Raw genomic sequence first — 14,846 nt, 5'->3', positions numbered from 1 at the left:
TTAGTTCAACTCTGCTTTCAGGAATTTACCCGTATAGCCTGCGTTACTTTTGGCTACTTCTTCCGGTGTTCCCTTGGCAATGATCTTTCCGCCTTTCGCGCCACCTTCAGGACCAAGATCAACAATATAGTCGGAGGCTTTTATAACATCGAGGTTGTGCTCAATCACCAGCACAGAATTACCTTTGTCAACCAGCTTCTGCAATACATCCAGCAAGTGTGCTATATCCTGGAAATGCAAACCGGTTGTAGGTTCATCCAGTATATAAAATGTTTTACCGGTATCGCGCTTGGAAAGTTCGGTGGCCAGTTTTACACGTTGGGCTTCACCACCGGAAAGTGTAGTGGCATGTTGTCCAAGCGAAATATACCCAAGCCCTACTTCACTCAGCGTTTGTATCTTCCGCAGTATCTTCGGTTGATTCTCAAAGAAAGTTACAGCTTCCTCCACCGTCATATCGAGTACATCACTGATCGATTTACCCTTGAAGCGTACCTCAAGTGTTTCGCGATTATAGCGTTTACCTTTGCATGTTTCGCATGGCACATGTACATCCGGTAAAAATTCCATTTCGATCAAACGGAGTCCTGCACCTTCGCATGTCTCACATCGCCCGCCTTTTACGTTAAATGAGAAGCGACCTGTTTTATACCCTCTGATCTTCGCTTCCGGCATCTGTGCAAACAGATCGCGGATATCGCTGAACACACCGGTATAGGTAGCCGGGTTTGATCGTGGCGTTCGCCCGATTGGAGACTGATCTACTTCAATTACTTTATCGATATGTTGAAGTCCATCAATCTTCTCAAATGTGAGTGGCTCAGTACGCGAATTATAGAAATGTTGATTCAGTATCGGGAAAAGTGTTTCATGTATCAATGTAGATTTACCACTGCCGGAAACTCCGGTTATACAGGTAAGTGTGCCGAGTGGAATTTCAAGCGTTACATCTTTCAGGTTGTTACCAGATGCTCCCTTCAATATCATTTTTTCACCGGAACCTTTTCTCCTTTCCTTCAGGTAAGGTATAGCCATTTTTCCGCTTAGAAACTTAGCCGTGGTACTGTTGTTGGCTATAAATGTTTTCGGATCACCAGCATTTACTACGTGACCTCCATGACGACCTGCACCGGGGCCTATATCCAATATATAGTCGCACTCCAGCATCATGTCTTTATCGTGCTCCACTACCACAACACTATTGCCTATATCACGCAGATCTTTCAAGGCTTTGATAAGCTTCACATTGTCACGTGCGTGAAGTCCTATACTCGGTTCATCCAGAATATATAGTACACCTACGAGTTGTGTACCAATCTGTGTAGCCAGCCTGATGCGTTGAGACTCACCGCCACTCAATGTACGTATAGGACGATTCAGATTGAGATAGTCCAACCCTACATCCAGCAGAAAGCCGATACGTTTGCGTATCTCTTTCAATACTTCCGTTGCTATAACGCGTTGCTTTTCGTTCAGGCGTTTCTCCAAACCTTCAAACCATTTCTGCAACGCCTGCACATCAAGCTCTGCGAGCTCCGCTATATTTTTGCTGTCGATCTTGAAATGAAGCGATTCCTTTTTTAGACGTGCACCATTACACTCGGGACATTTCTTGATGATGGTGAAATCTTCAACCCATTTCTTGATCGCTTCCGATCCTTCATCACGCTGTTTCTCCAGGAAGTTAATGATACCTTCAAAGCGGGTGTTCCATTCTGTGCCCGGATACTTTACCGATGCAACTGCTACCGGTTCATCATCACCATACAACAATACTTTCAGCGCTTCCTTCGGAAACTCCTTTATTGGTGTACTCAGCGTAAGTTTATAGCGCTTCAGTATAGCTTCTATCTTTTTAAAGATCCAGATGTCGCGATATTCACCGAGTGGTAAAAATCCTCCGCGACTTATGCTTAGTTTTTTATCCGGAATGATAGACTCTTCGGTAATCTCTTCAATCTGTCCTAAACCATTACAGGTAGGGCACGCTCCATACGGAGAGTTGAAGGAGAACATGTTGGGAGCAGGCTCATCGTACGATAAACCTGTTTTAGGATCCATGAGGAATTTGGAGAAGTGATGAACTTTCCCATTCTCCTCCATCACCATAATTATACCTTTACCTTCCTTGAGTGACTTACCAATCGACTGCCCGATACGATGACGATCTTTTGGATCTACTACGATGCGATCGATCACCACTTCGATATCGTGTATCTTATAACGATCAAGTTGCATCTTCGCGGTAATGTCCTGCAACTCCCCGTCTACACGTACTTTGGTATAGCCTGATTTTCTGACCTGCTGGAACAACTCGCGATAGTGTCCTTTTCTTCCTTTTACGATTGGTGCGAGCAGAATAAGTTTTTTGCCTTTATAGTTTTGCAGAATAGCATCGAGTATCTGCTCTTCCGACTGGCGCACCATGCGTTCACCGCTGAGGTATGAAAACGCTTCACCGGCACGCGCGTATAGCAAACGCATGAAATCGTATATCTCGGTTACAGTACCAACAGTTGATCGCGGATTTCGGGAAGTAGTTTTTTGTTCGATGGAAATTACCGGACTTAACCCGTTGATCTTGTCAACATCCGGGCGCTCCAGGTTGCCGAGGAAACTGCGTGCGTAGGCCGAGAAACTCTCCATATACCTGCGCTGTCCTTCTGCATAAATGGTATCAAAAGCGAGCGATGATTTTCCACTGCCGCTAATGCCTGTAATGACTACGAGTTTATTTCGGGGAAACTCAACGTTAATGTTTTTGAGGTTATGCTCGCGTGCCCCGATTACTTCAATATTTTCATGACCGGTAAGGTCTATTACTTTCTTGTCTGCTGCTGCTTTCGCCATGTTGAAACTTTGCAATAAGAAGAATACAAAAATGCTCTGCTGAATGTTTCCGGCAAAATCAAAAAAAGAATTGTAACATCTTCATTCGCTGCCCGTCTACCATCCATGAAATTCATTGATACGCTAAAAAAGCTGCTGTTGTTTAAGTTGGCCGTAATTTACCTGCGCTATCTCGTTGGATTCGCTTTTGTTTTCGCATCAATCGTCAAGATTAAAAGTATGCGATTTACCAGTATTCCGCCAACAGAACCCGTTGGTTATTTTTTCGAAGCCATGTATCAGACAGGTTTTTACTGGAATTTTCTCGGCTGGGGTCAATTCATTTCAGGTGCACTGCTCATGACACAGCGCTTTGCTACGGTTGGTGCTATGATGTTTCTTCCCATTATTTTGAATGTATTTGTTATTACACACGCTATAAACTTCGGCATGGGTACTCCGGTTATTACCACGCTGATGCTAGTGGCCACGATCTTCCTAATCGTGTGGGACTATAAGAAATGGATCATATTATTCAGGCAGGATCACCGCATCAAAGTAAATCTTACCACCGAACCTGAAGATAAATTTATGACAGACCCGCTGTGGACAGTTACCGGAGTAATTTTTATCGTGCTCACCATTATGCCGTGGATCTTCAACAATCATTCTATCTTCCACGTATGGGGCATTGCTATGCTTACTGTTGGTGTTGCTGCGCTGGCGATCAAGCTGTGGAAAGATCGCCTTGCACTCAAGCAGAGTAAAGTATACTAAGGCATTTCTTTTCCCTGTACAATCTTCAGCATCTCAAACCAATCTTGTTTGTCCAGGTTGATATGTATAGCCTGCGCACTTTCAACGATACGTTCCGATTTCGTTGTACCAATAACAGGGAACATACCAGACGGATGTTTCAGCAGCCATGCTAGTGCCATTTGTGTTTCAGTTGCTTTATACTGAGAAGCTTTTGCAAAGACTGATGATTGACTTTCCATCAATTTACCCCCACCTAATGGCGACCACGCCATTGGTGCTACACGATGTTTCATGAGTATATCGAGTGAGCCATCGAACAACGGAGCATGATGTGTTAATGACACTTCAATTTGATTTGTTACCAATGGAAACGAAAGGTAGCTCTGCAACATTTCGAATTGTGTTGGTGTAAAATTCGATACGCCGAAATATAGCACCTTGCCACTTCGCTTCAATGATGTGAACGCTTCCGCTACTTCTTCAGGATTTAGTAATGGATCAGGTCGATGAATTAAAAGTAGATCGATGCGATCTGTAGACAATGTCTTGAGTGAATTCTCAGCCGACCACACTATATGTTCTCTGGAAGTATCATAATGCTTTACCCAACTGGATGGCCTATGTGCTGATGGAAATTTTATACCACACTTTGTTACGATCTCCATCTTTCCGCGAAGGGAAGAACTACCGCGTAGTACATTTCCAAAAATTGCTTCGTTGCCATGATCGCCATATATATCTGCGTGATCAAAGGTAGTGATGCCTTGTTCAAGCGATGTGCCGATCAAGTGATGTACGGATGCTTCAGATAAATTCCAGCGCCATGCACCGGCAATGATGCGCGAAAACTCAGGACCCTGAGCATGTAGTTTTCTTCGTTCCATAAGTTGACAAAGTGAAATATAGCGTCAACCTAATGTGAACATTTTAAATAACAAAAGGGAAAATGATGAGCAGTTATTTTCTGCTTCCGTAGAAGAGCGTAATGAAGAGTGTGGGGAACACGGAGTAATTTTTTGCTGCCGGCATCAGCTCGATCTTTTTGGTATAGGCATCGATTAGAAAACCTGCTTCAAAACCTGTCACCTGGCTTTTAGTTGTGCCCAATTCAAAGTTGATAGCTGCTTTCAGGTTGGCACCGGGCACTATCTTCGATTCATCTATACCTTCAAACAATCTCCCGGTACCCATGATATCTTCTGCCGCCATGCCTTGTTGGTATTGTACAGAACGGGAAACCAGGTCGCTGCTGCGTGCATACTCCACATAGTAAGGTGCCACTACACCAATGGTAGGACCAATCGCGAGTATACCTTTTATTTCCACACCTTGCTGCGGAGCTTTCTTGAACAGGATGCGATCACGGCCGTACTGAAGACGAAACGCATAGAGATAATTACTCTTTCCGTAAATGAAATAATTACCGGTATTGATGGAGTTGGTGCGTACCTCCTGTGGGTGTTTAACATTCATAACCTCGAGACCGAAAGTCTCCAGTGTGCGATCGTTCAGCTTTCTTGCTTTCTTGAAAACAAGTCCACCGATCAAACCACCCGATGTATTCTTGTTTATACCCCAGGTAAATTCTGATTGATATTCATAACTATCCTGCGTCTGTGCATGAACGCCTGATGATAGAATTACAGTGCAAACTGTTAAAATTAAACCCGATACAGACCGCAGCATCCTCACAAAATCTTTATGATAAATTTAGAATTTTAAATACCTAACGCAAATATAATCCTGAAGTTATTCGAACGATTTTAAAGATTATTACACTTCAGGACATTCACTGGAATAGACGCGACAACCTTGTTAAAAACAGCAAAATTCTTTGAAAATGGAATACTCAGGGGCATTTAAGGCCAAGTCCAAAACTATCACTAACTCTTTAGCTCTTCGCGAATCTGGTTGTAATCTATACCTAAATGCGATCGGTCGTAAACAGCTTTGCCATCGGCAATGATCAGTAGCTGAGGCGATTCATGTTCAATCTCAAACTGTTCGGCTATCTGGTTAGACACTTCCCGGTATGAAATCAGATCCAGGTAATACGCTTTCACGTTTCCAAGCTCTTCCTGCTTCCAGTTGCGCTCCAGTCGGTCCAGCACCATGCGGCTGGTGGAACAACGTGTACTGTGTTTAAAAATAACAACCGGCTTTTCTTTTGACTCTTCCCGAATCTGCTCGAGTTGACTAACTGTGTTTAATTCATTCCATTTCATAAGCATCGTTATTCATACCACAATCCTTTTTCACCTTTGTCGTAACGAGGTTTATGTCCTTTGTCTTTAAGATGATCGGGCTGTGTTTCTTCTTTCTTAAATAAACGCGCCCACCACAATTTAAAGTTCGTCAGCAAATCTCTTTCGCTGTCAACATTATTCTTGTTGATCTTCACAAATTTTGCATCCGGATGGAGTGCGCGGTTTTTCTCGAAGAGTCTGAACTTCTGCATCTTGATATTTCCCTGGTAATCCGTTGAGCGTGCAAACGCTTTTCCGGGTTCGCGCACGCGCAGCGCTTCTTCTGAACTGCTTGGATTACGAACATATTTCCATTGCTTCATCTTTATCTGAAGCTCACCAACGGCATAAGTAGCTTTCGTTGGCTTCAGTTTAGGTGTAGCCTCTTCTGCAGCGTTTTCATTCCGTACATACTTGCGTGTGCGTACTGCGATCTGGTATCCATCCACTTCATAGGTAGGACTCTTCGGGCGCTTTTTCTTAATAGCATTTTCGTTTGCCTTCGGATTCCGGATATAGTCTTTCCAGAATCGTGGTCGCCTGATGGTTCCGGTAAATTCTTCACCCTGATCTGAAAAGCCGGGCTGTACTGAAAACATTTTCATCTTTCCAGGATAGCCTCCTACCTGGCGAGCTGATGCCGGTGGTGTTCTTACTGCTATAGGCTTCTCTTTGTTATTCCACAATTTACCACTGATACTTCCGCCACCTTTAACAGGACGTTTCCCTTGCATACCTTCTGTATAGCGCTGCAAGCCTTGAGACCTTGCGCCGGGTGTACGCACGGGTATAGGTGTCTCGCGGTTATTCCATAATTTACCACTCACACTACCACCACCTTTTAATGGACGTCTGCCTTTCATGCCTGTAGTATAGCGTTGCAATACCTGAGACCTTGCTCCCGGAGTACGAACCGGTACGGGTGTCTCACGGTTATTCCATGCGCGACCGCTTACACTGCCGCCTCCTTTCAGCGGACGTACACCTTTCATCCGTACAGCGTACATGCCTGCAGATTTAGCACCCGGTGGACGCACCGGTATAGCAGACTGTTTATTATTCCACAGTTTGCCACTAACACTGCCACCTCCTTTTAAAGGACGTCTGCCTTTCATTCTGTTAGAATATATACCTGCAGATTTAGCACCTGGCGGACGCACGGGTATAGCAGACTGTTTATTATTCCACAATCTTCCACTTACACTGCCGCCTCCCTTCGATGCTCTGCGACCGCGAAGTTGTGATTGATATCTTCCCAAACGACTTGCTCCTATACCAGGTCCTCTCGGTGCAACTTTACCTTGTACCTGTCCTGAACGTGTCCTGGTACGTACACCTGATGATAAGGTTGGTCTTCCTTCTATTCTTTTCTTAGAAGTATAATTCCTGCTTCGTAATCTTCTGCCGGCTATATCACCAGTCCATGCTTTTGGTTTTGTGCGTGTAGCCGAACGGTAGCTTCCGGCAGCCGGGCCACGATATGGTCTTTCACCAACGCGTTTTCTTCCTGCGTACGGTTTGAATCCCGGAGCTATGACCCCGGGTCGGGGCGTTTCATAATTTTTAGTGCGAAGTGGCCTGCCGGCTATATCGCCTTCGTATGCGCGTTCCGGTTTGCGTTTAGGTCTCGGAAAGCTTGCAAATATATTTGTACTTCTTCGTGCTATAAATGAACGCGAAGCCGAGCGCGGCACTACTTTTCTCTTTCGCTTTGGGCGTGGTCCGTCCGGGTCGCCTTGTAATTTATTGAGTCGCGCTAATGTAGATCGGTTGGATACGGCCCGCTGTTTACTCTGCGGAGTTCTTGATGGATTGTGAGTATACTTCCAACGCTGTGGGTACACGTTTCTCGTCTTACCGGTATTACTGCGCGTTCGTACCCCAGAGCCAGATGCCGAGCCACGCCATGCACGTTGCCGCTCACTCGGTCTGCTGTTGGCGTACCGTCCGCTCTGAGGAAATACATTTCGTTTGCCTCCTGAACTTTCTTTATCCTGCGTACGGATGCGTCTTCCGCTAATGTCGCCACGCCATGCTCTTTGTTTATCGCTTGGTCGCGAAGATTCGCGCGGAAACATGCGAATGGATTTACCTGCTTTGGATTCCTTGCGCGGTGTATTCGCGCGTGATGATCTTCGAGGTTGCGCGCGACTATAGCTTGGTGGCTTAGATGTACGCGTCTTTTTCTTCTTGAAAATCTTAAATCGGTTTTCCCGTTTGGTTCCTCCTCCGGAAGATTGCGGCCGATCGCCCTTGGTATTTTGAGCCAGAGCTGGCAACGCGAGGAAAAAAAGAATAATGACAAGACCTAGCGACTTGAGGGTCGTTGTAAAAATGGTCGTGCTATTGTGGATCCTTGCGTTCAAAAAATGTTAAAGAAACAGGCCAAGATAGTAAAAATTGCTTTCTGGATTTCAGAACGTATGATAAAGCGTTTTATTGGATTTTTCTGAAGGTCAAAATAACAACACAGGCGTCCGGGCAATCCGTCCTTCCGTTGCAACATTTATTTCAGACATATTCAATACTTCAACAGCGATTCAATTTTTGCCTTGAGCCTCACCTTGGGCAGGAAGTTCTGTTCCAATGTAGGCGCAAACGGAATGGCGGTATCCAGACTCGCTTCGCGCATCACGGGTGCATCGAGGTGCTCAAAACAATGCTCATTGATCCATGCTGCTATCTCGGCCCCTACCCCTCCCGTTAGAGTATCTTCGTGCAGCACAAGAACGCGGTTTGTCTTCTTCACAGATTCCAGCACGGCATCTTTATCCCACGGAAGCAATGTTCGCAGGTCGATAACATCAGCATCAACATCCGGAAGTGTATCCAGAATTTCAGTCGCCCAATGTACACCCATACCATACGTAACGATCGATAACGAAGAACCCTCTCGCGCGAGTCGGGCTTTTCCAATCTCCACCGTATAATAGTCATCTGGTATAAGATCCTTCAGCGTTCTATACATCAGCTTGTGTTCAAAGTACATTACCGGATTAGGATCTTCGAGCGCGGCACACAACAATCCTTTCGCATCATACGGGTTGGAAGGATATACTATTTTTAATCCCGGTGTATGAAAGAACCACGCTTCATTGCTCTGCGAATGGAAAGGTCCTGCGGCAGTACCAGCCCCGGTAGGCATACGCACGACAACATCTGCAGCCTGCCCCCAGCGCCAATGCGTTTTAGCAAGATTGTTTACGATCTGGTTGAAGCCTTCGGTAACAAAATCTGCAAACTGCATTTCAACCATAGCCTTCATTCCTTTTACAGAAAGACCAAGGCCGGTACCCACAATCGCAGCTTCGCAGAGTGGCGTATTTCGTACGCGCGCTTTACCAAACTTCTCAACAAAGCCTTCGGTAATTTTAAATACACCGCCATACTCGGCAATGTCTTGTCCCATCAGCACCAGATTATCAAAGCGCTCCATACTTTGTCGCAAGCCATCGCTTATCGCATCGATGAAACGCTTTTCTGATTTTTTTTCTGTGACCGGTTCAATCACAACCTGGTTGAACGGAGCATATACATCTGCCAGCTCTCGCTCCGTGCTTGCTTCCGGATGTTTCTCTTCAAAGGCTATCGCTAAGCCATCTTCAATTTCTTTCTTCAGCCGCTTGCGTAAAGTATCTATATATGCAGCGTCAATCACGCCTTGCTCCGTGAGATACTTTTCAAAATTTTCTACCGGATCTTTTTTTGCCCACGTGTCCATCAGTTCTTTCGGAACATATTTAGTACCGGAAGCTTCTTCATGACCACGCATGCGAAATGTTATACACTCCAGCAGTATAGGTCTTGGGTTGTCTCTCAGTTTTTCGACCAGCGTTAACACGGTATCATATACCTCCAGCACATTGTTGCCATCTACCTGCACACCTTCTATACCATAACCTATAGCTTTGTCGATAAACTGTTTGCACCGAAACTGCTCGTTGCTTGGTGTTGACAATCCATAGCCATTGTTCTCGATTACAAAAATTACCGGCAAGTCCCACACGGCCGCTACATTTATACCTTCATGAAAGTCACCTTCGCTGGTGCCACCATCGCCATTGAATACCACGGTAACTTTCTTTTCGCCTTTCAATTTACTGGCCAGTGCTATACCATCGGCCACACCGTTTTGCGGACCTAGGTGCGAGATCATTCCAACAATATGATGTTCATTGGTTCCGAAATGAAACGAGCGGTCTCTTCCTTTTGTATAGCCCGCGGGAGTGCCTTGCCATTGCGCAAAAAGTTTTTCAAAGGGCATATCGCGCCCCGTGAACACACCAAGGTTCCGGTGCATCGGCAATATGTATTCGTCTTTTTGCAAGGCCTGGGTTATACCTACCGAGATGGCCTCCTGCCCGATGCCGCTAAACCATTTGCTTATTTTGTTTTGCCGTAACAGAATGAGCATCTTCTCCTCGATCAATCTTGGAAAGAGCAAAGACTCATATAGTTTTTTAAGAACGCTATCGCTGTAACTTTTCCGGTTAAATTTCATAACAGGTGCTTGGATGTGAGGGCCAAAGTTAAGCGAGTTTTTCACTTTCAATAGATTCTACAAATTCTTAATACCGAATCACCACTGGGGTTCAAAACTCTTACTATCTTTATCGTTCATACTGTAGGTAATGAGGTATAGTTTGTTGATAATCGGTTGCTTGCTCGCGGGCGTGATACATGGGCAGGAGTACCGTTTTCACGAATACCGGGTAGAAGACGGATTACCCAGCGATGTTATCAAAGCGGTTGCGCAGGACTCTCTCGGATTTTTCTGGATCGCCACGGATGACGGACTTGTAAAGTATGATGGCATCGATTTTCATACCTATAAATCTGCACTGCAAAGTCAGTATACCAAAGGTTTCTTAAACACGCGCGATGGTCGTCTGCTTGCCATTGGCGACCTGGATGTGATCGAGATTCAAAATCTCATCGACACTGTATTTTTCAAATCACTTATACGCGGAAGCCGAACACCTACTGATTCCACCATCTGGTATCCCAAGTCGATCTATGAAGATAAAGCAGGACTCATCTGGATCGGAGAGTCACAATCGGTGGTGGCTTATAACGGTAAAACCTTTCACCGCTACGACTTCGGCATGGCCAACCACTCGCCTATATTTGTGCGGTCGTTCAATTTCTTTGAAGACGATGACGGTAATTTATATACCACCTCCTACCAGGGAAAAGTATATCGCTACGACAGGCCTACACGCAGCTTTCTTCAACTCAAAACAAACCTGCCCTATGGGGTAAGTCATTTACTTTTTGAGCGCGGACGTTTATGGATTGCTTCTCTGGAAGGACTCTACAAAGCTACATTTCAGTCTGGCGAATTGGCCGAAATAAAAATAGCTTTTCCCATCGCGAAAGCTTCACACCTGATATTGACGCCCGACTCAAGTTTATGGGTAAGTACATTTGGTCCCGACATGTATCACATTCGTCCGGATAGTCTTTCAACACAACTCGAAGCATTGCTGTTTAATTTTAATGGCATCAATACTTCTTACCAGAGTCGTGAAGGCGATCTGTGGGTATCGACTGATAAAGGACTTGTACTCGCACAAAAGAATTTGTTTATCTTACCCGATCGTAATTCGGAAGCACACTTCATTGAAGATATTGTACACGATCCTGTTAACAATCTTATTTATTATTGCTTTAAAGAAACACTCGTAGAGTTAAAAGAAACTCCCGGTGCTCCGTGGAGAAGACGCGAAATATATAGTAATCCCAGCAACTATTTTCAATCGCTGCAATTCGGCAAGCAAGGGTTGTGGGCCAGCTCTGCCTTTGACGTATTTCTATTTGAGAATGGCAAAATGAAACGGCAGTGGAACTTCTCGAAGGAAGGCAATTTTGTTCACGACATTTTTCTCGACTCCCATGAAAATGTATGGCTGAGCCAGGCACGCAGCACGACACTAAAAGTAATTACCGGAACATTTGATATTAAACACTATGAAGTACCACTGGCAAAGCGGAGTGAGATCAATGTGGTGCGCGAAGGACCGCGTGGTATATATGCTGCATCCAGTGGTGTTGGTAATTATTTATTTCTGAAAGCAAATGAAAGTGACGAGTTTCGGAATATAAGTCTGCCGATTGATTTCAAGGTTGTATCCGATCTGAGCATTCGCGATTTTGCTGTACACAATGATGTACTCTGGCTTGCTACAACGGAGGGACTACTGCGCTACGATCATGAAAGTATAAAACGCGTAGACCTCGGAGGATCGCTCAGTTATGTTTCCGTAAGTTCGGTTGAAGTAATGGACGATCAAAATATACTCTTCTCCAATTCATTTGGTCTGATCCGCTATAATGTTGTTACCGGCGAGTATTGGTTGTACGATGAAAACGCAGGGCTTCCGTCCAACACCATAACTGTGAGAGGTGTTCATATCGATCATCTTAATCGCGTATGGGTGGGCACTTCGTTTGGCGTAGCATTATCAGCCGGATCTATACTAGGTAATAAACCAACTTTAAAACCTTACTGTGTAGGTGCGCAGGTAAATGGCGACCGCAAGCAATTTGTAAAAGAACTTGCCGCACCGTATGGTTCCTATATCAACATGCAGTTTTCTCCCATTACGTTTCCGGAGAATAAAATTACGATGCAGTTTCGTGTAGATGATGACAGCAACTGGCATACACTGGAATCAAGCGAGCTAAGTCTCTCTGATCTTTCGTTCGGGAAACATACTATATATGTACGTGCCCGTAAAAACACAGGTTTGGGCTGGAGTGAACCGTCAGAGTTTATTGTCTCCATTGGTAAACCTTACTGGCTCGGCAATAATTTTATTCTCGGAGCATTGCTTGCCGCGCTGCTTATTGCGTGGATAACATTCTCCATCAGCTCGCACTTCATGCGCAAGCGCAGATTGCATTTACAGGAACTTGTTACCGAGCGTACTCACGATCTGCAAAAGGCCAACGAAGAACTTACGCTTCGCAATTCAGAGCTCGATCGTTTTGTATATAGTGCATCGCACGATCTGAGTGCTCCCCTGAAATCTATACTCGGACTTATCATGGTAGCGCGCCTGGATAAATCGCTCGAAAGTCACGAGACGTATTTATCGATGATGGAAAGCAGTGTGCGCAAGCTTGAAGAGTTTATTGAAGAAGTTGTGAGCTACTCGCGCAACTCGCGCATGCCCATCAAGCTGGAGCGTTTTCATTTTAAAAGTTTTGTCCAGAATATTTTGTACGATCATCAATACGCGCCAAGCTATAACAAGATATTGTTCATGATTGATGATGGCGCTGCGAAGGAAATGATATCGGATGTTACACGACTGAAAATTATTCTGAACAACCTTATTTCAAACGCCATTAAATTTTATTGGACTAATGGTGATCGCAAACCATTTGTGCACATCTCGCTTGCGTGCTCCGATACACGCTACATTATAACCATCGAAGACAACGGTATCGGTATTGAACCGCAGCATCTCTCGCGTATATTCGATATGTTTTATCGTGCCAACGAAGATGCGCAAGGTTCGGGGCTTGGACTCTACATCCTAAAGGAATCGGTTGCCAAGCTAAAAGGAACTGTTGAAGCCACATCGGTTGTTGGTGAAGGTACTACATTTGTTATTTCGCTTCCACAGGAAAAGCTGGAAGAAGAATAGCGTTGTATTTTTATCACCATCAAATCAATGATCTTGTTATTTTTGAACCTGCATGATCAACTTTCAGGAATTTACACTCGACAACGGCTTGCGCGTAATTGTGCATGAAGACCCAACGGTACAGATTGCCGTAATGAATATTTTATACGATGTCGGTTCACGCGATGAGCGCCCGGACAAGACCGGCTTTGCTCACCTCTTCGAACATTTAATGTTTGGAGGCTCGGTAAATATTCCGAGTTATGATGAACCGCTGCAACGTGTAGGTGGCGAAAACAATGCGTTTACCAACACCGACATCACCAACTATTATCTCACACTGCCGGCAACAAATCTTGAGACAGGTTTCTGGCTGGAGAGCGATCGCATGCTCAGTCTTTCATTCGATCCGAAAGCACTGGAAGTGCAACGCAAGGTTGTAGTAGAAGAATTCAAACAACGCTATCTCAATCAACCTTACGGAGATGTTTGGTTAAAGCTGCGGCCATTGGCGTATCACCAACATCCCTATCAATGGGCAACCATTGGTAAAGAGATAAGCCATATTGAAAATGCAACGATGGAAGATGTGAAAGATTTTTTCTTTACACATTATGTACCCAGCAATGCTATACTGGTGGTAGCAGGCCAGGTAACCGTAGCACAGGTAAAAGCACTTTCAGAAAAATGGTTCGGCCCTATATCTTCCGGAAAAATAAGACAACGCAAGCTTGTCAGCGAACCTGCACAAACCGAAAAGCGATCGCTGGAAGTACAGGCAAAAGTACCCGCCAATGCACTCTATAAAGCGTGGCATATGCCGGGACGTTTTCATGACGATTACTATGCCATTGATCTGCTCAGCGATATATTAAGTCGCGGGCAATCGAGCCGCCTCTATCAGCAACTTGTTAAAGAGAAAGAGATATTTACCTCTATATCTTCTTTTGTTATGGGCACGATCGATCCGGGTCTGCTTGTTGTAAGCGGACGCATTAAGGATGGTATATCTATTGAAGATGCCGAGCACGAAGTTGACACTATATTAAAACAGGTTGTAGCCGATGGTGTAGCTACTGCTGAACTTGAAAAAGTGAAGAACCAGGCAGAGTCTACACTGGAGTTTGGCGAAATGGAAGTAATGAATCGCGCCATGAACCTGGCGTTCTCCAAACTATCAGGGGATGCTAACCTGGTAAATGAAGAAGGCACAAAGATAAACGCAGTAACAACCGATGATATAAAGCGTGTGGCTGGCAATATTTTAAAAGAGAGCAACGCCTCTGTGATGTACTACAGAGCAACAGCATAAACAACCGCTGTGTCGACATTAAAATTTTTGCAGTACCCGGCTGAACAAGTTGTCTTCATTCAACGT

The 14,846-nt window shown here is 44.8% G+C and carries 9 protein-coding genes; 3 read left to right on the top strand and 6 right to left on the bottom strand.

From position 1 onward, the window contains the following. Nucleotides 1–2,850, bottom strand: coding sequence for an excinuclease ABC subunit UvrA (gene uvrA / locus ACFQ21_RS24920; RefSeq protein WP_377583918.1), 2,850 nt, complete (start codon nucleotides 2,848–2,850; stop codon nucleotides 1–3). A gap of 105 nt (nucleotides 2,851–2,955) precedes the next feature. On the opposite strand from uvrA, the gene ACFQ21_RS24915 reads away from it, so the two are divergent. Further along, entirely contained in the window at nucleotides 2,956–3,606 is a 651-nt protein-coding gene (locus ACFQ21_RS24915; RefSeq protein ID WP_377583915.1) for a hypothetical protein, read from the top strand. On the opposite strand, the gene ACFQ21_RS24910 is transcribed toward ACFQ21_RS24915, so the two are convergent. From ACFQ21_RS24910 to ACFQ21_RS24890, 5 genes are all read right to left on the bottom strand, one after another. Next, complete coding sequence (locus tag ACFQ21_RS24910) at nucleotides 3,603–4,472, bottom strand: aldo/keto reductase (protein WP_377583913.1); 870 nt, start codon at nucleotides 4,470–4,472, stop codon at nucleotides 3,603–3,605. The genes ACFQ21_RS24915 and ACFQ21_RS24910 overlap by 4 nt on opposite strands. Before the next feature lie 73 nt (nucleotides 4,473–4,545). Continuing rightward, nucleotides 4,546–5,274, bottom strand: a complete 729-nt coding sequence (locus ACFQ21_RS24905) for a hypothetical protein (RefSeq protein WP_377583910.1) — start codon at nucleotides 5,272–5,274, stop codon at nucleotides 4,546–4,548. Nucleotides 5,275–5,471: 197 nt separating this feature from the next. Further along, nucleotides 5,472–5,813, bottom strand: coding sequence for a bacillithiol system redox-active protein YtxJ (ytxJ, locus tag ACFQ21_RS24900; protein ID WP_377583907.1), 342 nt, complete (start codon nucleotides 5,811–5,813; stop codon nucleotides 5,472–5,474). 8 nt (nucleotides 5,814–5,821) lie between these two features. Continuing rightward, complete coding sequence (locus ACFQ21_RS24895) at nucleotides 5,822–8,200, bottom strand: hypothetical protein (RefSeq protein WP_377583904.1); 2,379 nt, start codon at nucleotides 8,198–8,200, stop codon at nucleotides 5,822–5,824. A gap of 155 nt (nucleotides 8,201–8,355) precedes the next feature. Beyond that, nucleotides 8,356–10,335, bottom strand: coding sequence for an alpha-ketoacid dehydrogenase subunit alpha/beta (locus ACFQ21_RS24890; RefSeq protein WP_377583902.1), 1,980 nt, complete (start codon nucleotides 10,333–10,335; stop codon nucleotides 8,356–8,358). Between the two features lie 130 nt (nucleotides 10,336–10,465). Between ACFQ21_RS24890 and ACFQ21_RS24885 the strand changes: the two genes are divergently transcribed. Both ACFQ21_RS24885 and ACFQ21_RS24880 read left to right on the top strand, forming a co-directional pair. Next, nucleotides 10,466–13,489, top strand: coding sequence for an ATP-binding protein (locus ACFQ21_RS24885; RefSeq protein ID WP_377583900.1), 3,024 nt, complete (start codon nucleotides 10,466–10,468; stop codon nucleotides 13,487–13,489). A 52-nt stretch (nucleotides 13,490–13,541) separates the two neighbouring features. After that, entirely contained in the window at nucleotides 13,542–14,780 is a 1,239-nt protein-coding gene (locus ACFQ21_RS24880; RefSeq protein WP_377583897.1) for a M16 family metallopeptidase, read from the top strand. The last annotated feature ends 66 nt before the right edge of the window (nucleotides 14,781–14,846 follow it).

Source organism: Ohtaekwangia kribbensis (genome assembly GCF_042676245.1).
Taxonomy (GTDB): Bacteria; Bacteroidota; Bacteroidia; order Cytophagales; family Cyclobacteriaceae; genus Ohtaekwangia; species Ohtaekwangia kribbensis.
The sequence above is the reverse complement of the archived record's forward strand: the minus strand, read 5'-3'. Positions and strand labels throughout refer to the sequence as shown.

What these genes read in the sequence shown, in the direction of transcription:
- uvrA (WP_377583918.1), bottom strand. Translation starts at nt 2,850, where the DNA reads ATGGCGAAAGCAGCAGCAGACAAGAAAGTAATAGACCTTACCGGTCAT.
- ACFQ21_RS24885 (WP_377583900.1), top strand. Translation starts at nt 10,466, where the DNA reads ATGAGGTATAGTTTGTTGATAATCGGTTGCTTGCTCGCGGGCGTGATA.
- ACFQ21_RS24890 (WP_377583902.1), bottom strand. Translation starts at nt 10,335, where the DNA reads ATGAAATTTAACCGGAAAAGTTACAGCGATAGCGTTCTTAAAAAACTA.
- ytxJ (WP_377583907.1), bottom strand. Translation starts at nt 5,813, where the DNA reads ATGAAATGGAATGAATTAAACACAGTTAGTCAACTCGAGCAGATTCGG.
- ACFQ21_RS24905 (WP_377583910.1), bottom strand. Translation starts at nt 5,274, where the DNA reads ATGCTGCGGTCTGTATCGGGTTTAATTTTAACAGTTTGCACTGTAATT.
- ACFQ21_RS24910 (WP_377583913.1), bottom strand. Translation starts at nt 4,472, where the DNA reads ATGGAACGAAGAAAACTACATGCTCAGGGTCCTGAGTTTTCGCGCATC.
- ACFQ21_RS24915 (WP_377583915.1), top strand. Translation starts at nt 2,956, where the DNA reads ATGAAATTCATTGATACGCTAAAAAAGCTGCTGTTGTTTAAGTTGGCC.
- ACFQ21_RS24880 (WP_377583897.1), top strand. Translation starts at nt 13,542, where the DNA reads ATGATCAACTTTCAGGAATTTACACTCGACAACGGCTTGCGCGTAATT.